This is a genomic window from Allobosea sp., assembly GCF_048595345.1.
Lineage (GTDB): Bacteria > Pseudomonadota > Alphaproteobacteria > Rhizobiales > Beijerinckiaceae > Allobosea.
In genome coordinates, this window is the sequence record NZ_JBMDWH010000102.1 from 1 (window position 1) to 18,415 (window position 18,415).

The window sequence follows — 18,415 nt, forward strand, 5'->3', positions numbered from 1 at the left end:
ATCAAGGTGCTGGGGCTGGAATTCCCGGACGGGCCGGTCAAGCCCAAGCCGGAGAAGGATGTCGCGCGCGCCGAGGCCGGGCCGAAAACCGCCAGCGCCGCGGTCGATCCGGCGCCGCAGGACGCTCCCTCCCGCCGCTCCCCAAAGGGCGGTGTCCCCAAGGGCGGCGCGCCCAAAGGCGACGCGCAAAAGGGCGGGCCGGACGCTGCCGGCGGCCCCACCAAGGCCTCCGGCCGTGCGGTGCGCACGGTCCCGAAGGTCCCGCTGACGAAGGCCTGATCCCGTGTTGTTCAAGCGTAAACCGGCCGCTCTGCCGTCCGACCCGACCCTGATCGCGGATGGTCCGGAGGGGGCTGCTCCCGCCCGCCCCCAGCGGGAAAAGCTCGGCTGGTTCGAGAAGCGCCAGCGCCGCCGGCGCCGGCGCATCATCTTCGAGGAGGTTCTGGGCTGGATCCTCGTGCCGGCGATGATCTACCTCGTTTATTACGTCATCCAGCAGGCCGGCGGCATCCCCAGGGAGCTGACCGACTTCGCCAATGAGGTGATCGCCACCCTGATGAAGGGCAAAAGCTGAGCGGATTCCGCCAGCCCTCATCCTGCGCTCGCCGCAAGGGAGACCGGCCCGCAACCGGCTAGGCAGCCCCGTCCGGAGAGGCGATAGGGAGAACGCCGCTTCGCGCGGCTTTTTCTTTTTGGCTTGCCGGACACCCGATCGTTCCGATGACCGTTTCCCCCGACTGGAGCTGGCAGCGCGTGGCGCTGGCCGGGATCCGGGATGCGCTGTCGCTGCCCGCCTGGATCGTCGGCTTCGGGCTGATCGGCATCGGCTCGCTCGCCCATGATGTCGGCTATCCGGTCGGGGTCGCGGTGCTCTCGACGATTTTCGTCTGGGCCGGTCCCTCCCAGGTGCTGTTCTTTGCCTCCATCGCCGCCGGCGCGGCCTGGAGCGCGATCGCCATCGCCATCGGCTTCGCCTCCTTGCGCTTCCTGCCGATGACGGTCGCGATCCTGCCTCTGCTGCGTCGCCCCGGCCAGAGCGTCTGGATGCAGCTGCTGCTGGCGCATTATGTCGCCGTGACGGCTTGGACCGAGGGATTGCGGCGCCTGCCGGCGATCCCGCCACACCAGCGCGTCGCCTATTTCCTCGGCTTCGCGAACACCTGCATGACGGTCAGCGCCATCGGCACCTTCGCTGGCTATTACCTGCTGGGCGAGTTGCCGATCCCCTTCGCCGCCGGCCTGCTCTGCCTGACGCCGATCTTCTTCCTGGTGTCTCTGAGCGCCGGGCTGCGTCACCGGGGGGATGTCGCGGCGCTGCTGCTGGGGCTCGCACTGGCGCCCCTCTGCCAGCTCTACATCGGCGGCGGGTTCGACCTGATCGTCGCCGGCCTCATCGCCGGCACGATCGCCTTCCTGATCGGACGCGGGCGGAAAGCCGCATGACCCCGCCGCTTCCCGCTCTCGACGGGCCGCTCTGGCCCTATCTTGCTCTGCTGCTCTTCGCGGCGCTGCCGACCGAGATCTGGCGCTGGCTTGCCGTCGTGTTCGCGCGCGGGCTGGACCCGGATTCGCCGCTGCTCGACTGGGTGCGGGCGGTGGCGACGGCGCTGCTCGCGGGCATCGTGGCCAAGCTGGTCGTCTCGCCGCCCGGAGTGCTGGCCGCTGCGCCGCTCGCCGTCCGCATCGCCGCTCTCGCCGCCTCGGTCGCCGTGATGGCGCTCAGCCGCAGGCGGATGATGCTCGCCGTGCTGGCGGGCGAGGCGGTGGTGATCGCCGGCGTCTGGCTGTTCGCGACGGTCTGAAGGTTTTCAGACCGCCTTCAGAGCCTCGCGGATCTTCTCGGCATTCGAGGCCAGCAGCTCCGGCTTTTCCATCGCGCCGGTGTGGGGTCGCAGCGCCACGCCGTCATGGCGCGGCATGACATGGACATGGAGGTGGAACACCACCTGCCCGCCGGCCGCTTCGTTGAACTGCTGGATGGTGACGCCATCGGCCGCGAAGGCGGCCTTCACAGCCCGCGCCAGTTTCTGCGTCGTCAGCGCCACGGCCTTCAGCGCCTCCGCCGGCGCATCCAGCAGGTTGCGGCAGGGCGCTTTCGGGATCACCAGCACATGCCCGTCGGCACGCGGCATGATGTCCATGATCGCGATCGTCTCGGCGTCCTCATACACGGTCTGCGACGGCAACTCGCCGCGCAGGATCTTGGCGAAGACATTGGTCGGGTCGTAGGCGGTCATGGCATGTCCGGCAGGCAAAGCGGGGAAGGGGAAACTGTGGCCGGGCCGGCCGGTCGTCAAGCGCGCCAATGGCGGAGGGATCGCAGGCCGTCGCGATCAATCGCTGCCGCCATCCTTCCGGAAGGGGCTCTCGGCCTCCAGCGCCTGCTGCCCCGCCTCGATCTGCTCCCTCTCCTGCGCGAGATAGGCCGCGACCGGCCGGCGCAGGCCGGGGTCGGCGATATGGTGCAGCGAGCGGGTGATCACCGGGCGATAGCCGCGCGCCAGCTTGTGCTCGCCCTGCGCGCCGGCCTCGACGCGAGCGAGCCCATGCGCGATCGCATAGTCGATGGCCTGGTGGTAGCAGACCTCGAAATGCAGGAAGTGATGATCCTCGACGCAGCCCCAGTTGCGCCCGTAGAGCGTGTTGGCGCCGCGGAAATTGATGGCGCCGGCGCTGTAGCGCCCCGCGCGCTTGGCCATCACAAGCACGATGCGCTCGCCCATCGCCTCGCCGACCGCCGAGAAGAAGGCGCGGTTGAGATAGGGTCGGCCCCATTTGCGCGCGCCGGTATCCTCGTAGAAGGCGAAGAAATCGTCCCAGACCGCCTCGGTCAGATCCGGGCCTGACAGCACCTCGATTTCGATCCCGCTCGCCAGCGCCTCGCGTCGCTCTCGCTTCAGCGCCTTGCGCTTGCGCGAGGCGAGCGTGCCGAGGAAATCGTCATAGGAGCCAAAGCCGTCATTGTGCCAGTGGAACTGGAGATCATGGCGTTCGAGATAGCCTTCCTCGCGCAGAGCCGACACGTCCGGCTCCTGAGCGAAGGTGACGTGGACGGAAGAGCTCTGCGTCTGCGCCCGCAGCGCCTCCAGCCCGCCAATCAGCGCGGCTCGTGCGTCATTCGAGCGCGGCCCATCCGCCACGAGCAGGCGCGGGCCAGTCGCGGGGGTGAACGGCGCGGCGACTTGCAGCTTGGGGTAATAGCGCCCGCCGGCCCGCTCATAGGCATCGGCCCAGCCATGATCGAAGACGTACTCGCCCTGGCTATGGCTCTTGAGGAAGCTCGGCGCGGCGGCCAGCACCGCGCCGGCCGCATCCTCCACCACGAGATAGGCCGGCGACCAGCCGCTGCGCCCGCCGATGCAGCCGCTGTCTTCCAGCGCACTGAGGAAGGCGTGGCTGACGAAGGGGTTGTCGCGGTCGAGAGCGCTCGCGACGCCGAGGCTAGCAGACGCTTCGGGCGCCTCGGCCAAGGCATGGAGCTCGGCAAAGGCTTGGGGATTGGCGCAGGCGTTCCATGCACCGGCAGGGATGGCCTTGATCGACGTCGCGACACGAACGGTCAGACCGGCGTCGCCCGCATCGCTCAAGGACGGAAGCCCTCGAACACCATCTGGTCGGCATGCCGTGCCGCCGCCTCGCGCTGCTCGGGCGTGCGCACGGTCCAGCTCATCACCGGCAGGCCGACCGCGTTGCGGCAGAGATAGGGCGCGGCGCTCTCCAGGTCCGAGACCTTCCAGGAGAGGAAATCGGGCTGCGTTTCGGAAAAATGCAGGAGATTGGCGAGCGCATTCTTCTCCCGCACGGAGAGGCCGGCATAGTCGCCGTAATCATAGGCGTTCATGCCGACGATGCCGCGCGGGATTTGCGGCGCGATCATGCGGAGCTCGGCGATCACCTGCGGATCGAAGGACTTGATCACGATCGGCTGCCCGGGCCGCTCCGCGACGAGTGCGGCGGTGCGGCGGGTGAGGGCGAGATCGCCGTCGAAGCGGCTCTTGACCTCGATGACCAGCGGCACGCGGCCCCCGACGAGATCGAGGAAGGCGGCCAGCGGCAAGATCGGGTCGTTCGAGCCCTTGAGGGTCATGGCATTGAGCGCGGCCGCCGTCCTCGCCGCGACGGGCCCGCTCTCCTCGGTCAGCCTGTCGAGCACGAAATCGTGAAAGACCATCGCCTCGCCATCGGCGCTGATCTGCACGTCGCATTCGATGCCGAAGCCGGCTTCGATCGCGGCGAGAGCCGCCGCGCCGCTGTTCTCGACCACGCCGGCCTCGAGCCCGTGCAGGCCGCGATGGGCGATCGGCCTGGCGACGAGCCAGTCGAGTTGCGGCCGCGCGGCACGCGCGCCCGGCATCAGGCGATCTCGAAGATGGCTTCGACCTCGACCGCCGCATCGGCCGGCAATTGCGCGACGCCGATGGTCGAACGGGCGTGGCGGCCCTTATCTCCCAGCACCTCGACCATGAAGTCGGAGGCGCCGTTCATGATCGCGGGCAGGGCGGCGAAGTTCGGAGCCGCATTGATGAAGCCGCCGAGACGCACGCAGCGCTGGATGCGCCCGAGATCGCCATTCAGAGCGGCCTTGGCTTGGGCGAGCACGTTGATGGCGCAGAGCCGCGCCGCTTCCAGTCCCGCCTCGTTGAAGATCTCGACGCCGAGCTTGCCCTTATGGGCATCCGACAGCTTGCCGTCGAGCCCGAAGCAGAGCTGGCCGGAGACGATCAGCAGGTTGCCGGTGATGACGCAAGGCACGTAATTGGCGATCGGCGCAGCCGGGGTCGGGAGGGCGATGCCGAGTTCGGCGAGCCTGGTTTCGACGGCGTTCATGCTGGTCCGCTCCGCGATGCGCTGATCCCTGAGGCGCCTTTCATGGCCGATGCCAAAGCGGGCCGCAAGCCGCCGACGGGGGTGAGGCCATGACGGTGGGGCAGGGCGGCCTTCGTCCTTGCTCCGCCATGTTTGCGCCATTGCCGCGATGCACCTAGATTTCACGGAGCAACAGCGGATGGGCGACAGATGAACGGCAGAGGGATGGGCCTCGCGGCTCCGGTTTGCATGGCCGCCATGATGATCGGCGCGGCGGCTTTCGCGCAGGAGAAGCCGGCCGACCGCATCGTGCTCGTCCCGCATCGTGCGGTCTACGACCTCGTGCTCGACGGCTCCAAACCCTCCGGCAACATCGAGACGGCCAAGGGCCGCATCGCGTACGAATTCACCGGCGACGCCTGCGAGGGCTATGCGCTGAACTTCCGGCAGGTGACGCAGCTCGGCACCGAGGGCGGCCCGCGTCTGATCGACGCCCGCACCACCAGTTTCGAGGCCGGCGACGGCGCCAGCTACCGCTTCAAGAACGAGAGCAACGCCGCCGGCGCCAAGCCGGAGACGGTGGACGGCACCGCCCGCAAGCAGGGAGCCGGTTACGAGGTGAAGCTGCGCCAGCCCAAGGACGAGACCTTCCGCGAGGCGGCGGACGCGCTCTTCCCCAATGCGCAGATGAAGGCGGTGATCGAGGCCGCGCGCGCCGGCAAGACGACGCTCTCGGTGCGGCTCTATGACGGCGCCAACACCGGCAAGGATGTCTACGACACACTCTCCGTGATCGGCAAACGCATCGAAGCCAAGCCCTCAGAGGCCCCGCTCCAGCGCCCTGAATTCGAGACGATGGCGCGCTGGCCGGTGACGATCTCCTATTTCAAGGCCGGTTCCGGCGAGACCACGCCGTCCTACACCATCGCCTTCGATCTCTACGAGAACGGTATCACCGGCGCGCTGCGGCTGGACTATGGCAGCTTCGCGCTGCGCGGCACGCTCACCCGTCTGGATCTTCTGCCTCAGGATCCTTGCGCGAAGTAGCGGCGTCGCCGGATCGTCGCTGCGGAAGGCGCAGGCTGAGGCCTCGCCCGATCGCCTCCTCGCCGAAGCGGGCGCGCAGGGCGTCGAGCGCTCCTTCCATGGCCTTCAGCCGCGGCGTGGCCGTGTCGGCGAGGTCGCCATGATCGGCCTCCGATGGCGGGCTGAGATCGCTCGCGCCGATGCCGATCAGCCGGTAGAGCGGCCCGTTGCATTCGCGTTTCAGCAGGTCGCGCCCGGCGGCGAAGAGCCTGGCCGCCAGCTGGGTCGGCTCGGGCAGGCGCGCGGCGCGGGTGACGGTGTGAAAATCCGCCGTCTTGAGCTTCAGCGTGATCGTTCGTCCCGCCAGTTCCTGCGCTTTCAGCCGCTTCGACGTTTTTTCGCAGAGCCGCCACAGGATCGGCTCCAGCTCGTCGAAACCGGCGAGGTCGACATCCAGCGTGGTCTCGCTGGAGACGCTCTTGGTCTCCCGGTCGGGCGTGACCTTGCGCGGGTCGATGCCGTTGGCGAGGTTCTTCAGCCTGGGCCCGTCCTTGCCGGCGAGGCGGAACAGCTTGTCGACTGGCGCCTCCCTGAGATCGCCGATCAGCCTGAATCCCCCCTCGGCCAGCTTGGCGACGCCGGCCGGGCCCATGCCGGGGATCAAACCCACCGGCTTGTCGGCGAGGAAGGACACCGCCTCGCCCCGCCCGATGATCGAGAAGCCGCGCGGCTTGTCGAGATCCGACGCCACCTTGGCGAGGACCTTGGCATAGGACAGGCCGACCGAGACGGTGATACCGAGTTCGTTTTCCACCCGCAGTGCGAAGCGGGCCAGCGTCGCCGCCGGGCTCGCATGGTGCAGCCGCTCGGTCCCCGAAAGATCGAGAAAGGCTTCGTCGATCGAGAGCGGCTCGACCAGCGGGGTGAGGTCGCGCATCATCTGCCGGACCTGCCGCCCGACGGCGACATATTTCGCCATGTCGGGCTTCACCACTACGGCCTCGGGGCAGGCCTTCAGCGCCTTGAACATCGGCATGGCCGAGCGCACGCCATAGGTCCGGGCGATATAGCAGCAGGTCGAGACGACGCCGCGCTTGCCGCCGCCGATGATCAGCGGCTTGTCCTGCAGGGACGGATCGTCCCGCTTCTCGATCGTCGCGTAGAAGGCGTCGCAATCTATATGGGCGAGGCTGAGCGTGTCGCGCTCCTCGTGCCGGATCAGGCGCGGCGAGCCGCAGGCCGGGCAGCGCCGCGGCGCCGCATGGGCCTCGTGGTCGTGCAGGCAGTCGCGGCAGAGGCTGCGCATGGGCGCGCCCCGCCCCTCAGCCGAAATCGCCGGGGCCGGGCTGCGGGCCGGCGAGCAGCCGGCAGGCCTGGGCGACGCTTTCCGGATTCAGCCTTAAATTTTCGGCAAATTCGAGCAGGAGCGAATCGCTCGATCCGATATGCTCCAGCACCGCCGCCAGAAAGCCCGGCTCGCTGGCCGCGGTCCGCAACCCGGCCGGATCGAGCCCCGTGGCGGCCAGAAATGGGCCGATCCTCTCCGGTTCGGCGGCGAGGAAGCCGAGGGCCTGGATGGCCATGTCTTCGGCGTCCTGAAGGGTCTGTCGCGGGGCCATGGCTCTCGTGTCGGCAATTGGATTTGCGTTTCGTCAACTCGTCCCATGCTAGCACAATCCGCGAACGAAGCCGCCCATCCTGAGGTCTTTTCGAGCCCCTGGGGATGACATGGCGCGAGAAAGGGCGGCCCGATGAAGACGGTTCTCATCGTCGAGGACAACGAGCTCAACATGAAGCTCTTCAACGATCTGCTGGAGGCCCATGGCTATGCCACTCTGAAGACGGCGGACGGCATCGAGGCGATCGAACTGGCGCGTACCCACCGCCCCGACCTGATCCTGATGGACATCCAGCTGCCGGAGGTCTCCGGACTGGAAGTGACGAAATGGCTGAAGGAGGACGAGGAGCTGAAGGCGATCCCCGTCGTCGCGGTGACCGCCTTCGCCATGAAGGGCGATGAGGAGCGGATTCGCGAGGGTGGCTGCGAGGCCTATCTTTCCAAGCCGATCTCCGTCGCGAAATTCCTCGAAACCGTCCGCACCTATGCGGGCGCCGCCTGAGCGCGGAAGGGCTGCCCCATGTCAGCGCGCGTTCTCGTCGTCGACGACGTTCCGGCCAATGTGAAGCTGCTCGAGGCGAAGCTCTCGGCGGAGTATTACGACGTCCTCACGGCGTCGAACGGCCCGGAGGCTCTGGCGATCTGCGAGCGCGGCGAGCCCGACATCGTCCTGCTCGACGTGATGATGCCGGGCATGAACGGCTTCGAGGTCTGCCGGCGGCTGAAAAGCCAGCCCACCACCGCCCATATCCCGATCGTGATGGTGACGACCCTCGACCAGCCGCGCGACCGCCTTCAGGGGCTCGATGCCGGCGCCGATGATTTCCTGACCAAGCCGCTCGACGACACCGCGCTGCTGGCGCGTGTGCGCAGCCTGACGCGCCTCAAGGCGATGACGGACGAGTTGCGCAGCCGCGCCATCGCCTCGCGCCGGCTCGGCATCGCCGACCCGCTGGCAGCGGCGGCGGCGGAGACCGGGCTGAACGGCCGCGTTCTGATCGTCGAGGACCGTGCCCACGCCGCCGAGCGCCTGAACGGCGCGCTCTCGGCCTTCCACGCCGTCGAGATCGAGACCGACACCCAGCAGGCTCTGCTGCGCGCCGCCGAAGAGGAGTTCGACTGCGTTCTCGTCAGCCTCGATATCGAGGGGCAGGACGGTTTGCGCCTGTGCAGCCAGCTGCGCTCGCTGGAGCGCACGCGCGACCTCTCCGTGCTGCTGATGGGCGAGAGCGAGGATCGCGGCCGGATTCTGCGTGGGCTCGAGATCGGCGCCCACGATTTCCTGCTGCGGCCGATCGACCGCAACGAGCTGCTCGCCCGCGTCCGCACCCAGATACGCCGCAAGCGCTTTACCGACCGGCTGCGCGACAGCCTGCAATCCTCGATGGAGATGGCGGTTCTCGACCAGCTCACCGGGCTCCACAACCGGCGCTTCATGGACAGCCGGCTCGCCTCGATGTTCGACGAATCGGTGATGCGGGCGCGCTCGCTCTCGCTGCTCGTGCTCGATGTCGACCATTTCAAGACGGTCAACGACAGCTGGGGTCATGATGCCGGCGACGAGGTGCTGCGCGAATTCGCCGAGCGGGTCCGCTCCTGCACGCGCGGGATCGACGTCGTTGCCCGAATGGGCGGCGAGGAGATCGTCGTGCTCCTGCCGGACACGGCTGCCCCCGCGGCCCAGGCCGTCGCCGAACGCATCCGTGAGCGGGTGGAGCAGCAGGGATTTCCGATCCAGGCGGGGCAACGGCAGATCCGCGTGACCGTCTCCATCGGCGTCTCCAGCCGCAAGGCCGGCGACCAGTCCTCCGCCGACATGATGAAGCGCGCCGACGACGCGCTCTATCAGGCCAAGGCCGGCGGCCGGAACCGTGTCATCGTCGACGAGGCGGCCTGAGGCCTTCGCCTCGGGACGTCACGCCGACCATCGCCGCTGTGCAAGCGACCGCCCGAGTTCTCGCGGCGATCTTAAACTTATCAGGTAAGGTTAAATCGCGGCCGTTCCTGTGGACGCGCTGTCTTCGGTTGATCGCCCGCCCCCGAGTTGCAAAGGTCGCCCCAGACGAAGCGCTCGCAAGAGCGCTCGAAACGCCCCTCGGGTGCTCAGGTCCGCCGCATCTCCTGGGAAACCGTAGGGCCCGGCCGGTCGGCCGCGACATTCTGGCCTCCTCAGAATCGCGGCTGACCGGCCAACTCATCTCTTCGCAGTTGCTGGCCCGGTCACTTGGCGAAATAGCGCAGCACCAGCGCCGGCAGCCAGTAGCCGGCCGCGCCGAACGCGCCCAGCAGGCCCACCAGCCCCACCGCAGCGCCGAAGCGCCGGCCGATATGCCGCGAGGAATCGACGCTGACCAGCATGCGAAGCAGCCGCCGGCTCATGCCTCTGGGGCCCGTCCGTTCGTCCTGCGGCTCGGTTGCTCCTGCCATCTGCTCTCCCGTTACGCCCCGCGACCGCGATGAGCATCAACGAAGCTGCGCGCCTAAGGTTGCCGAGGTCCGCGAGAACATCGGACCGGGCCGTGGAAATCACGTTCCGGCAAATGTGATGCTCCGACAATATCTCAGAGCATCGTGACCGCGGCCTCAATCAAGGCGCCGGCTGGCATTCCATGCGCACGCGCTCGCCCGCCTGGCTCGCCGTCCGGCAGGTCAGCTTGGCGGGCACGATGGCGGCATCGACGACAGGGGCGGGGCGCGGCCGGGCAGCGCGGGCGACCCGCGCCGAACCTGAGGGCAGCGCACGCGCGGAGGGTCGGGAAGCGTCCGGTCCCGCAGGATCTCCCGACGGGGCCTCCGACGTCGTCACGGGGCCGGGGTCGGGCTGCGGGACTGCGCCGAGAACGATCGGCTCCGGCTGGGCCGGGACCCGCCAGGGCGTCCAGCTCGTCAGCCGCGCAAAGGCCTGCTGCGTCGGCCGCGTCAGGGCCTCGGCTGTTGGCATCGACTGCATGCAACCCGACATGGTGAAACCGGCGAAGCACACAGCAGTCAGTTGGACGAGCCCGCGCATGAAGCACGCTCCTGCTGTGGTGGATCGTGCCGCACCATCGGAAGGATTGCCGGGGAGAGTCAACCACGACAGACAGGGGCGGGGCCATGCGTTGGCCCATGCGGGCGGAAACGCCTGGCAGGGCCGGCGTCGCGGCTGGATGTAACGTGAAGGGCTTTACTCTCGTAACGTGTAAAATGACGTTGCGTGACCCCTCCCGACGTTATAGGCGATTCGCAGTAACGACAAACCGCCTTGGGGCTGGGCGGCGTCGCAAGCGGACGAAGGGAGAAGCCGCATGGGGCAGGTCATTCACTTCGGCGCAGGCCGCCCGCGCAAGCCGCGCCGCCGCTGTGATGATCTGGCGCTGCAGATCGACCGTCTGCGCTGTGAGGCGGAGCGCCGCGGTTTCACGGCGCTGACCTATTTCCTCGACATCGCAGCCACAGAGGCTCTCGTACAGGAGCAGCGCTCGCTCGAGCAGCACCCTGCAGCCGAGACGCATTCTCGCTGACCCGAGACCATCGCGCGTCCCAACGGACGCAGTTCACGATGCTCCAAGATCGTGCTGGAGCATCAAATGTCCGAAAAGCGGAGTCCCCTTTTCGCTTCGACGCTCGAGGGCCGATGGCGCAGGCCGTTTCAGGACAGTCGCCGGTCGAGCACGTCCTCGATTCGCGCCACGATGCCGGTGTAATCGGCCAGCAGGCGTTGCAAGGGGCCGGCGGGGCGGAAGGCCGCCGGGTCGAGCTGCTCCTCACCCGTCTCCGCCCAGGCAGCGATCGCCGCATCGGCCGCGGCGAGTTGCTCTTCGCCGGGCGCGCTTCTGTCCGGAAGGCCGGCCTCCAGCGCCAGCCGACGCGCGATCGCCAGCCTGAGCTGCTGCGCGAGCTCGGTCAGCACGTCGTATTCGTCGCTGTAGCGGGACATCGAACCAGCCGGGAGACTCGCGATGGGCTCGCGCGGCAAATGCCGCTTGCCCGCGCCAGTAAAGCGAAAAAGCCGCCCGAGGGGCGGCCTTCATCACCAGATCGAAGAAGGCGGCTGCCTTACTTGATCTTGGTTTCCTTGAACTCGACGTGCTTGCGCGCGACCGGGTCGTACTTCTTCTTCGACATCTTCTCGGTCATCGTGCGCGAGTTCTTCTTCGTCACGTAGAAGAAGCCGGTATCGGCGGTCGACAGCAGCTTGACTTTGATCGTCACGGCCTTGGCCATGGGCTTATCCTCGAAGCAACGGGCCTCGGCTGGCCCTCAGAAAACAAAATGGCCGGGCAAACCCCGGCAAACCGTCAGCGCGGGGAATGCCGCAAAGGGCCGATGAAGTCAAGGAAGAATAGCGTCGGGAGAGGGCCTTGGCCTCACCGGCTTGGAGAGGCCCGATGCCGTTTCGGCACTCATCCTGGGGACCGGCCGCAGGCCGGGTCTCGCCGCTCGTCGTGATCAGGGCTCGCCGAGCCGCTGCCTCACAGCTCCTCGCGCACGAAGCTGCCGCGCTTCTCCCAATAGAACGGCACCGGAAGCCATGGGCCGAACCCGGCCTCGATCCTGGCCTCGACCTCCTGGATGATCACCTTGGTGATGGTGGGCAGATCGAGTTCCCTCGCCTCGTCGAAATCCACCCAGACCAGATCGACCAGCTCCGAATCGGGGCCGACGACGCCCTCCACCGTCTTGGCCACGGCCGAGGCGTCGATGGTGAAGAAGCGCGTGTCGAAGCGCTTGGGCCGGCGCGGCGGGGTGACGGCCCGTGCCACGAAGGTCACCGCCGAGAGGTCGGGAAAGACGCCATGGGCCGCGAACTCGCTCCAGCTGCCGGGCGGGGCGGCCTCGGGTGCGCCGAACTCGTCGGAGCCGAAGAGCAGACCGGTTTCCTCGAAGGTCTCGCGGATGGCCGCCAGCGCCAGCGCCCGCGCCTTGCCGAGGCTGGGCCGCTGCACCCTTTTCAGCAGCCTGTCCTCGCAGACCTGCGGCACCGCTCCCGTCGCGACCATGCGCCGGTCGCCCTCATCGAGCCGCCCGCCCGGAAAGACATATTTCCCCGGCATGAATTTATGGCCGGCATGGCGCTTGCCCATCAGCACCTTGGGCCGCACGAGGCTGCGATCGATGATGAGCATCGTCGCCGCGTCCTTCGGCTTCAGATTGGTGGAGACGCGCGTCCGTTCCGCCTGGGTGAGGGTGACGGTGTGATCGCTCATGGGTCGAAGCCGCCGCGGGGTTGGGGTTGACGCTCGGGCCGGTCGGGCTCGCCGCCGAAGCCGTGCATGCGCAGGGCCCATTGCAGGCCGATGACACCGCCCTTGACCGGCTGCATCAGCGCGATCGACAGACTCACAGTGAGAGCCGGCCACAGGGTCATGTGCAGCCACATCGGCCAATCGCCATATTTCTCGGCCAGCAACAGCCCGCCGACGATGACATGCCCGACGATGGTGATGACGATGTAGGGTGGCAGGTCGTCGGCGCGCTGGTGATGCAGATCCTCGCCGCAGGCCTCGCAGCGATCGACCGGCTTCAGAAAGCCGCGGAACAGCCGGCCGCGGCCGCAATGCGGACAGCGGCCCTGCAGGCCCCGCATCACCGCCTGGCGCCAGTCCCGCGCCGGAGCCTGCCCGGCGCCGCTATGGAGGTGCAGGCTCATCGGCGCTTCTTGCCGGGCTTGCCGGCGCCGCGCCCGCCGCCGGGCTTGCTCGTGCGGCCGAAGGGCAGGCCCGGGCGGCTCTCCCCGAAGGTTGCGCCACCGCGCCGCCTGGCGCCGCCGGTGGCGACCTTGCGGCCCGCCGAGAGCAGTTCGAAGCGCAGCGCGCCGGCGACCGGCGCCGCTTCCACCAGCTTCACATGCACCCGGTCGCCGAGGCGCCAGCTCTCGCCGGTGCGCTCGCCCGTGAGCGCATGCGCCGCCTCGTCATAGCGATAATAATCCGCGCCCAGCGTCGAGGCTGGGATGAACCCGTCGGCGCCCGTGCCGTCGAGCTTCACGAACAACCCTGCCTTGTTTACTCCGCCGATGCGCCCGTCGAAGCTGGAGCCGATCTGGTCGGCCAGGAAATGCGCGATCAGCCGGTCGGTGGTCTCGCGCTCGGCCGCCATGGCGCGCCGCTCCGCCGCCGAGATCCGGGTCGAGACCTCGCGCAGCTCCGCGAGCGTCGTGGCCTTGCGCAGGCCGTCCTCGCCGAATTTCAGCGCCGCGATCAGCGCGCGATGCACGATCAGATCCGCATAGCGTCGGATGGGCGAGGTGAAATGGGCGTAGCGGCGCAGATTGAGGCCGAAATGCCCGTAATTCTCCGCGACATATTCCGCCTGCGCCTGAGTGCGCAGCACCACCTCGTTGATCAGCGTCTCGTTCTCCGAGCCCTTGATCGTCGCCAGAATGCGGTTGAACAGCACCGGCTGCAGCACGCCGTCCTTCGGCAGCTTGATGCCGATCGAGGCCAGAACCTCGCCGAGCGCCCGCATCTTCTCCAGCGAGGGCTCGTCGTGGCAGCGATAGATCAGCAGGCTCCCGGCCTTTTCCAGCGTCTCGGCGGCAGCGACATTGGCGAGGATCATGAACTCCTCGATCAGCTTATGCGCCGCCAGCCGCTCCGGCACAATCACACGGTCGACCGATCCGTCGGCCTTGAGGATCAGCTTGCGCTCGGGCAGGTCGAGTTCCAGCGGCTGGCGCTGGTCGCGGGCGCGCGCCGCGACCCCATAGGCGGCCCAGAGCGGCATCAGGATGCTCTCGCGGATCGGCCCCGTCTTCTCGTCGGGGCTCCCGTCGATCGCGGCCTGCGCCTGTTGATAGGAGAGCTTGGCGGCCGAGCGCATTAGCACGCGGTGGAAGGAATGGCTCTTCTTCGAGCCGTCCGCCTTCAGCACGAGCCTGACCGCCAGCGCCGGCCGGTCCTCCAGCTCGCGCAGCGAGCAGAGATCGTTCGAGATCCGCTCCGGCAGCATCGGCACGACGCGGTCGGGAAAATAGACCGAATTGCCGCGCTCCAGCGCCTCGCGGTCCAGCGCCGAACCCGGGGTGACGTAACCGGCGACGTCGGCGATGGCGACGGTGACGACGAAGCCGCCGGGATTGTCCGGCGCCTCGTCGGGCGCCGCATGGACGGCATCGTCATGGTCCTTGGCGTCGGCCGGATCGATCGTCACCAGCGGCAGCGCGCGCCAATCCTCGCGCCCGGCCAGCGTCGCATGCGGCGCCGCGGCGGCCTCCTTCAGCGTTGCCGGCTGGAACTCATGGGGAATGCCGTGGGCGTGGATCGCGATCAGGCTGACCGCGCGCTCCGATTTCAGCGAGCCCAGCCGCTCGCGCACCTGCGCCTCCGGCGGGCCGAAGCGGGTTTCGCGGCGCAGGCTCACCGAGACCAGATCGCCGTCCTGCGCCTCGCCAGTGCGCCCCTTGGGAATGATCGCCTCGCGGCCCTGCGCCTTCTTGTCGATCGGCACGAGCCGGCCCGACCCATCCGGCAGCGCGCGGAAAATGCCGAGCACGGCGGCCTTGGCCTTGCCCATCACCTTCAGCACATGGCCCGAATAGGCAAAGGCCTCGACCCCGCGAAGCCGCGTCAGCTTCAGGAGCACCTGGTCGCCGACGCCGGGGGCGGGGCCTGCGGCGCGCGGCTTGCGCCGGGCGGCCCGCGGCGTCTCGATCAGGATGCGTGGCGGTGCGCCCTGATCGGCCTCGTCCCATTCCAGCGGCTGCGCGACGAGGTCGCCGTCGCGGTCGCGAGTCTTGATCTCGCAGAGCAGCACCGGGGGCAGGGCGTTGCGCGGATGCACCGGGCGCTGCGCCCCGTCGCCGCCGATCTCGCCCTCCTGCTCCATCTCCCTTAGGAGACGCTTCAGCCAGATCTTGCCGCCCTGGTCGAGCCCGAAGGCTTTGGCGATCTCGCGCCGGCCGACCTCGCGCCCGGCGGCGCGCTCCTCCTCGATGAAGTCGAGGATCGCCTGGCGGCTCGGCTCAGGAACGGTCAAAGGCAGGACTCGCGAGAAAGAAGGGCAGGAACGGGCAACATCTGGGCTTTGTTTGACAGCTTTGCATGGCCCACGCCAGCGGTCGCACGAGCGATGCGGCATGGCGTCCGGTCATGGCTTCGGGTTCGATCACGCGCGTAACAGAAGAAGGGCCACCCTTGCGGGCAGCCCTTCCATTGTCGAACCGCGATCCGGCGAACCGGATCTGAAGGCGCGAAAACTCACGCGGACAAGACACCCCAGCAAAGAGAAGTCCAGGTCCGGCCGCCTTGCACCAGCGGTTGATGACAATGAGACACTGGATCACCTCCTTTCAGTTGTTACCGACGAGAGGAGGCTAGGGCGATTCTCGGCCCGTCGTAAATGTCAAAAAATCGACGCGCATCTCGCTCGAAAATCCCGGCTCCGCCGGGCCTGGCGCATGGGTGTTTTGCATTGCACAAAATTTGCCCGGGGAATCTGCCTATTTTTAGTGCGGAATGCCTCTGTTCGTCGGTTCGTGCGCCGCGGGCCAGTCTCGCCGCAGGAAATTCGTCGATTTGGGGCGCCGCAGCAGAGCATTGCGCCGGTGTCGCCCGGCGACGGATCGTTGGCACGAGCCTTGCCAAGAGGCTTGACGGGCCGGGTCGGCCCGTCGGCGCCGCTGATGTCGCCGCACAAACAAGACGTTCGGGAGTCGTCCGTGAACAGCAACCGTCGCGAATTCCTCGGCACCGCTTTGGCCGGCGCCGCCTTCCTCGGGTCCTCCTACCTGCCGGCGGCGGCGCAGCAGGAGACCATCAAGATCGGCATCCTGCATTCGCTCTCGGGCACGATGGCGATTTCCGAGACGACCCTGAAGGACGCCATGCTCATGCTCATCGAGGAGCAGAACAAGAAGGGCGGCGTCCTCGGCAAGAAGCTCGAGGCCGTGGTGGTCGATCCCGCCTCCAACTGGCCGCTCTTCGCCGAGAAGGCCCGCGAGCTCATCACCAAGGACAAGGTGGTCGCGACCTTCGGCTGCTGGACCTCGGTGTCGCGCAAATCGGTCCTGCCGGTGTTCAAGGAGCTGAACAACATCCTGTTCTACCCCGTCCAGTACGAGGGCGAGGAGAGCGAGCGCAACGTGTTCTACACCGGCGCCGCCCCGAACCAGCAGGCGATTCCGGCCGTCGATTATCTCGCCAAGGACGAGAAGGTCGAGCGCTGGGTGCTGGCGGGCACCGACTACGTCTACCCGCGCACGACCAACAAGATCCTCGAGGCGTATCTGAAGTCCAAGGGCGTGAAGCCCGAGGACATCATGATCAACTACACGCCCTTCGGCCATTCCGACTGGCAGACCATCGTCTCCGACATCAAGAAGTTCGGCTCGGCCGGCAAGAAGACCGCCGTGGTCTCCACCATCAACGGCGACGCCAACGTGCCCTTCTACAAGGAGCTCGGCAACCAGGGCATCAAGGCGACGGACATCCCGGTCGTTGCCTTCTCGGTGGGTGAGGAAGAGCTCGCCGGCATCGACACCAAGCCGCTGCTCGGCCATCTCGCCGCCTGGAACTACTTCCAGTCGATCAAGACCCCCGAGAACGAGGCCTTCATTAAGCAGTGGCAGGCCTACAAGAAGAACCCGAAGGCCGTCACCAACGACCCGATGGAGGCCCACTACATCGGCTTCAACATGTGGGTGAAGGCGGTCGAGAAGGCCAAGTCGACGGACCCGGACAAGGTCATCGACGCCCTGCCGGGCATCGAGGCGCCGAACCTCACCGGCGGCATCTCCAAGATGCTCCCGAACCACCACATCACCAAGCCGGTCTTCATCGGCGAGATCAAGGCGGACGGCCAGTTCGACGTGGTCTGGAAGACCGCCGGCCTCGTCCCGGGCGACGCCTGGTCGAAGGAGCTCGACGGCTCCAAGGACCTGATCGGCGACTGGGTCGAGAAGAAGTGCGGCAACTTCAACACCAAGACCGGCAAGTGCGGCGGCGCCTGATGCGCGGCGCGTGAGTTCATGAGGGGGAGGGGCGGCACGGGAAAACCCGGCCGCCCCTCGTTTTCCGCTGCAAATGGCCCTTTCCATTCGAGCCCTCATCCTGAGGAGCGAGCCGTGCTCGCGTCTCGAAGGATGATCCAGAGGACGCTGGAGCATCCCTCGAGACGCCGCTGCGCGGCTCCTCAGGATGAGGGCTGGAGAAACATCCTGCCGTGAGCCTGATGTCTTTGCTTCACCGCCTCCTGCATCTCGGCGTGATCCTCGTCGCGCTGGTCGCCGCCTCGGTGGCTTCCTTCGCGCAGGGTGCCGACGACGCCTTCAAGCGGCTTTCCGCCGACAGCTATTCGGATACCGCGCGCGGCATCGAGCTTCTGGTTTCAAGCGCCCATCCCAATGCCGCCCTGATCATCGAGGCGCTCAACGACGGCCGGCTCCTGGCCGGCCCGGGCGTGGTGATCGTGAAGACGCCCGCCGGCAGCTTCGTCGATGCGAGGACCGGCGCCGCGCTGGCCGAGGCGCCCGCCGATGCCAAGCCCGTGCGCCTCAACAATGCGGTGCGCCGTGCGGTGCAGGGCGCGCTCGGCGGCCTCGGCCTGCTCGCTCCCGACCCGGCCAGGCGCGTCTCGGCGGCCGAGGCCGTCTTCAAGTCGCGCGATGCCAGCCTGTTGCCGATCGTCGAGGCGGCCATCGGCAAGGAGACCGATACCCGCGCCCGCACCGCCTTGCGCCAGGCTCAGGCCGCGATCCTGATCTCGAAGTCCGACACGCAAGCCCAGGACCGCCTCGGCGCCATCGAGGTGCTGCGCGAACGCGGCGACCAGGATGCGCTCGCCACGCTGCGTGCCCTGCCGGCCGATGTGACGCCGGCGCTCAAGGAGGCGCAGGGCAGGGCCATCGCCGCCATCGAAGGCCGTCTGCGGCTCTGGGCGGCGGCGCAGAACCTCTGGTACGGGCTCTCGCTCGGCTCCGTGCTGCTGCTCGCCGCGATCGGCCTCGCCATCACCTTCGGCGTGATGGGCGTCATCAACATGGCC

The 18,415-nt window shown here is 67.8% G+C and carries 22 protein-coding genes and 1 pseudogene; 10 read left to right on the forward strand and 13 right to left on the reverse strand.

The features are described 5' to 3' along the window. The 4 genes from ACOJTB_RS10625 to ACOJTB_RS10640 form a co-directional block, all read left to right on the forward strand. A partial coding sequence (locus ACOJTB_RS10625) for a hypothetical protein (RefSeq protein ID WP_420102495.1) occupies positions 1-279 on the forward strand: 279 nt, incomplete at its 5' end. A gap of 7 nt (positions 280-286) precedes the next feature. Continuing rightward, positions 287-574, forward strand: coding sequence for a hypothetical protein (locus ACOJTB_RS10630; protein WP_420102496.1), 288 nt, complete (start codon positions 287-289; stop codon positions 572-574). Between the two features lie 146 nt (positions 575-720). Further along, positions 721-1,443, forward strand: coding sequence for an AzlC family ABC transporter permease (locus tag ACOJTB_RS10635; RefSeq protein WP_420102497.1), 723 nt, complete (start codon positions 721-723; stop codon positions 1,441-1,443). Further along, positions 1,440-1,802, forward strand: a complete 363-nt coding sequence (locus ACOJTB_RS10640) for an AzlD domain-containing protein (protein ID WP_420102498.1) — start codon at positions 1,440-1,442, stop codon at positions 1,800-1,802. Before ACOJTB_RS10635 ends, ACOJTB_RS10640 begins: the two co-directional genes overlap by 4 nt. Before the next feature lie 6 nt (positions 1,803-1,808). On the opposite strand, the gene ACOJTB_RS10645 is transcribed toward ACOJTB_RS10640, so the two are convergent. The 4 genes from ACOJTB_RS10645 to ACOJTB_RS10660 all read right to left on the reverse strand — a co-directional run bounded on the left by ACOJTB_RS10645 (position 1,809) and on the right by ACOJTB_RS10660 (position 4,827). Beyond that, the gene (locus ACOJTB_RS10645) at positions 1,809-2,237 is read right to left on the reverse strand and encodes an HIT family protein (RefSeq protein WP_420102499.1); all 429 of its coding nucleotides are present in this window, start codon (positions 2,235-2,237) and stop codon (positions 1,809-1,811) included. A gap of 96 nt (positions 2,238-2,333) precedes the next feature. Continuing rightward, positions 2,334-3,587: a GNAT family N-acetyltransferase gene (locus tag ACOJTB_RS10650; RefSeq protein ID WP_420102500.1), complete on the reverse strand. Its 1,254-nt coding sequence runs from the start codon at positions 3,585-3,587 to the stop codon at positions 2,334-2,336. After that, on the reverse strand, positions 3,584-4,354 hold the full coding sequence (locus ACOJTB_RS10655; RefSeq protein WP_420102501.1) for a glycerophosphodiester phosphodiesterase family protein: 771 nt from the start codon (positions 4,352-4,354) through the stop codon (positions 3,584-3,586). Before ACOJTB_RS10655 ends, ACOJTB_RS10650 begins: the two co-directional genes overlap by 4 nt. After that, positions 4,354-4,827 carry a RidA family protein gene (locus ACOJTB_RS10660; protein WP_420102502.1) on the reverse strand — a complete coding sequence of 158 codons (474 nt, stop codon included), beginning with the start codon at positions 4,825-4,827 and terminating at the stop codon, positions 4,354-4,356. Before ACOJTB_RS10660 ends, ACOJTB_RS10655 begins: the two co-directional genes overlap by 1 nt. Before the next feature lie 228 nt (positions 4,828-5,055). On the opposite strand from ACOJTB_RS10660, the gene ACOJTB_RS10665 reads away from it, so the two are divergent. Continuing rightward, the gene (locus ACOJTB_RS10665; protein ID WP_420102503.1) at positions 5,056-5,853 is read left to right on the forward strand and encodes a cell envelope integrity EipB family protein; all 798 of its coding nucleotides are present in this window, start codon (positions 5,056-5,058) and stop codon (positions 5,851-5,853) included. On the opposite strand, the gene ACOJTB_RS10670 is transcribed toward ACOJTB_RS10665, so the two are convergent. Continuing rightward, entirely contained in the window at positions 5,810-7,138 is a 1,329-nt protein-coding gene (locus ACOJTB_RS10670; protein WP_420102504.1) for a DNA polymerase IV, read from the reverse strand. The two genes, ACOJTB_RS10665 and ACOJTB_RS10670, sit on opposite strands and share 44 nt — an antisense overlap. A 16-nt stretch (positions 7,139-7,154) precedes the next feature. Continuing rightward, the gene (locus ACOJTB_RS10675; RefSeq protein WP_420102505.1) at positions 7,155-7,451 is read right to left on the reverse strand and encodes a DUF3572 domain-containing protein; all 297 of its coding nucleotides are present in this window, start codon (positions 7,449-7,451) and stop codon (positions 7,155-7,157) included. 132 nt (positions 7,452-7,583) lie between these two features. On the opposite strand from ACOJTB_RS10675, the gene ACOJTB_RS10680 reads away from it, so the two are divergent. Beyond that, entirely contained in the window at positions 7,584-7,952 is a 369-nt protein-coding gene (locus ACOJTB_RS10680; RefSeq protein ID WP_420102506.1) for a response regulator, read from the forward strand. Between the two features lie 18 nt (positions 7,953-7,970). Continuing rightward, on the forward strand, positions 7,971-9,347 hold the full coding sequence (locus tag ACOJTB_RS10685) for a PleD family two-component system response regulator (RefSeq protein ID WP_420102507.1): 1,377 nt from the start codon (positions 7,971-7,973) through the stop codon (positions 9,345-9,347). A gap of 323 nt (positions 9,348-9,670) precedes the next feature. Here the strand turns inward: ACOJTB_RS10685 and ACOJTB_RS10690 are convergent, their stop codons facing one another. Together ACOJTB_RS10690 and ACOJTB_RS10695 are read right to left on the reverse strand one after the other, a co-directional pair. Next, a complete protein-coding gene (locus ACOJTB_RS10690; protein ID WP_420102508.1) occupies positions 9,671-9,877 on the reverse strand; it encodes a hypothetical protein in 207 nt (68 codons plus the stop codon). 160 nt (positions 9,878-10,037) lie between these two features. Continuing rightward, positions 10,038-10,460, reverse strand: a complete 423-nt coding sequence (locus ACOJTB_RS10695; RefSeq protein WP_420102509.1) for a hypothetical protein — start codon at positions 10,458-10,460, stop codon at positions 10,038-10,040. Between the two features lie 277 nt (positions 10,461-10,737). On the opposite strand from ACOJTB_RS10695, the gene ACOJTB_RS10700 reads away from it, so the two are divergent. Then, positions 10,738-10,953: a hypothetical protein gene (locus tag ACOJTB_RS10700; RefSeq protein ID WP_420102510.1), complete on the forward strand. Its 216-nt coding sequence runs from the start codon at positions 10,738-10,740 to the stop codon at positions 10,951-10,953. Between the two features lie 128 nt (positions 10,954-11,081). Here ACOJTB_RS10700 and ACOJTB_RS10705 read toward each other — a convergent pair whose 3' ends face one another. The 5 genes from ACOJTB_RS10705 to rnr all read right to left on the reverse strand — a co-directional run bounded on the left by ACOJTB_RS10705 (position 11,082) and on the right by rnr (position 15,511). Continuing rightward, positions 11,082-11,369: a hypothetical protein gene (locus tag ACOJTB_RS10705; RefSeq protein ID WP_420102511.1), complete on the reverse strand. Its 288-nt coding sequence runs from the start codon at positions 11,367-11,369 to the stop codon at positions 11,082-11,084. Between the two features lie 119 nt (positions 11,370-11,488). Then, positions 11,489-11,656 carry a 50S ribosomal protein L33 gene (gene rpmG, locus ACOJTB_RS10710; protein WP_108050332.1) on the reverse strand — a complete coding sequence of 56 codons (168 nt, stop codon included), beginning with the start codon at positions 11,654-11,656 and terminating at the stop codon, positions 11,489-11,491. Between the two features lie 248 nt (positions 11,657-11,904). Further along, positions 11,905-12,639 (reverse strand): NUDIX hydrolase, encoded by a 735-nt coding sequence (locus ACOJTB_RS10715; protein ID WP_420102512.1) that lies wholly within the window; start codon positions 12,637-12,639, stop codon positions 11,905-11,907. Beyond that, complete coding sequence (locus tag ACOJTB_RS10720) at positions 12,636-13,082, reverse strand: DUF983 domain-containing protein (RefSeq protein ID WP_420102513.1); 447 nt, start codon at positions 13,080-13,082, stop codon at positions 12,636-12,638. The genes ACOJTB_RS10715 and ACOJTB_RS10720 overlap by 4 nt, the downstream gene beginning before the upstream one ends. Further along, on the reverse strand, positions 13,079-15,511 hold the full coding sequence (gene rnr / locus ACOJTB_RS10725) for a ribonuclease R (RefSeq protein WP_420102514.1): 2,433 nt from the start codon (positions 15,509-15,511) through the stop codon (positions 13,079-13,081). The genes ACOJTB_RS10720 and rnr overlap by 4 nt, the downstream gene beginning before the upstream one ends. A 616-nt stretch (positions 15,512-16,127) precedes the next feature. Between rnr and urtA the strand changes: the two genes are divergently transcribed. Both urtA and ACOJTB_RS10735 read left to right on the forward strand, forming a co-directional pair. After that, complete coding sequence (urtA, locus tag ACOJTB_RS10730; protein ID WP_420102515.1) at positions 16,128-17,381, forward strand: urea ABC transporter substrate-binding protein; 1,254 nt, start codon at positions 16,128-16,130, stop codon at positions 17,379-17,381. A gap of 212 nt (positions 17,382-17,593) precedes the next feature. After that, positions 17,594-18,415, forward strand: a pseudogene (locus ACOJTB_RS10735) (urea ABC transporter permease subunit UrtB); the annotation flags it as partial.

Coding starts and splice junctions, on each gene's coding strand:
- ACOJTB_RS10645 (WP_420102499.1), bottom strand. CDS start 2,237: ATGACCGCCTACGACCCGACCAATGTCTTCGCCAAGATCCTGCGCGGC.
- ACOJTB_RS10705 (WP_420102511.1), bottom strand. CDS start 11,369: ATGTCCCGCTACAGCGACGAATACGACGTGCTGACCGAGCTCGCGCAG.
- ACOJTB_RS10640 (WP_420102498.1), top strand. CDS start 1,440: ATGACCCCGCCGCTTCCCGCTCTCGACGGGCCGCTCTGGCCCTATCTT.
- ACOJTB_RS10685 (WP_420102507.1), top strand. CDS start 7,971: ATGTCAGCGCGCGTTCTCGTCGTCGACGACGTTCCGGCCAATGTGAAG.
- ACOJTB_RS10720 (WP_420102513.1), bottom strand. CDS start 13,082: ATGAGCCTGCACCTCCATAGCGGCGCCGGGCAGGCTCCGGCGCGGGAC.
- ACOJTB_RS10635 (WP_420102497.1), top strand. CDS start 721: ATGACCGTTTCCCCCGACTGGAGCTGGCAGCGCGTGGCGCTGGCCGGG.
- rnr (WP_420102514.1), bottom strand. CDS start 15,511: ATGCCGCATCGCTCGTGCGACCGCTGGCGTGGGCCATGCAAAGCTGTC.
- ACOJTB_RS10700 (WP_420102510.1), top strand. CDS start 10,738: ATGGGGCAGGTCATTCACTTCGGCGCAGGCCGCCCGCGCAAGCCGCGC.
- ACOJTB_RS10665 (WP_420102503.1), top strand. CDS start 5,056: ATGGCCGCCATGATGATCGGCGCGGCGGCTTTCGCGCAGGAGAAGCCG.
- ACOJTB_RS10655 (WP_420102501.1), bottom strand. CDS start 4,354: ATGCCGGGCGCGCGTGCCGCGCGGCCGCAACTCGACTGGCTCGTCGCC.
- ACOJTB_RS10675 (WP_420102505.1), bottom strand. CDS start 7,451: ATGGCCCCGCGACAGACCCTTCAGGACGCCGAAGACATGGCCATCCAG.
- ACOJTB_RS10680 (WP_420102506.1), top strand. CDS start 7,584: ATGAAGACGGTTCTCATCGTCGAGGACAACGAGCTCAACATGAAGCTC.
- ACOJTB_RS10670 (WP_420102504.1), bottom strand. CDS start 7,138: ATGCGCAGCCTCTGCCGCGACTGCCTGCACGACCACGAGGCCCATGCG.
- ACOJTB_RS10690 (WP_420102508.1), bottom strand. CDS start 9,877: ATGGCAGGAGCAACCGAGCCGCAGGACGAACGGACGGGCCCCAGAGGC.
- rpmG (WP_108050332.1), bottom strand. CDS start 11,656: ATGGCCAAGGCCGTGACGATCAAAGTCAAGCTGCTGTCGACCGCCGAT.
- ACOJTB_RS10695 (WP_420102509.1), bottom strand. CDS start 10,460: ATGCGCGGGCTCGTCCAACTGACTGCTGTGTGCTTCGCCGGTTTCACC.
- ACOJTB_RS10715 (WP_420102512.1), bottom strand. CDS start 12,639: ATGAGCGATCACACCGTCACCCTCACCCAGGCGGAACGGACGCGCGTC.
- ACOJTB_RS10660 (WP_420102502.1), bottom strand. CDS start 4,827: ATGAACGCCGTCGAAACCAGGCTCGCCGAACTCGGCATCGCCCTCCCG.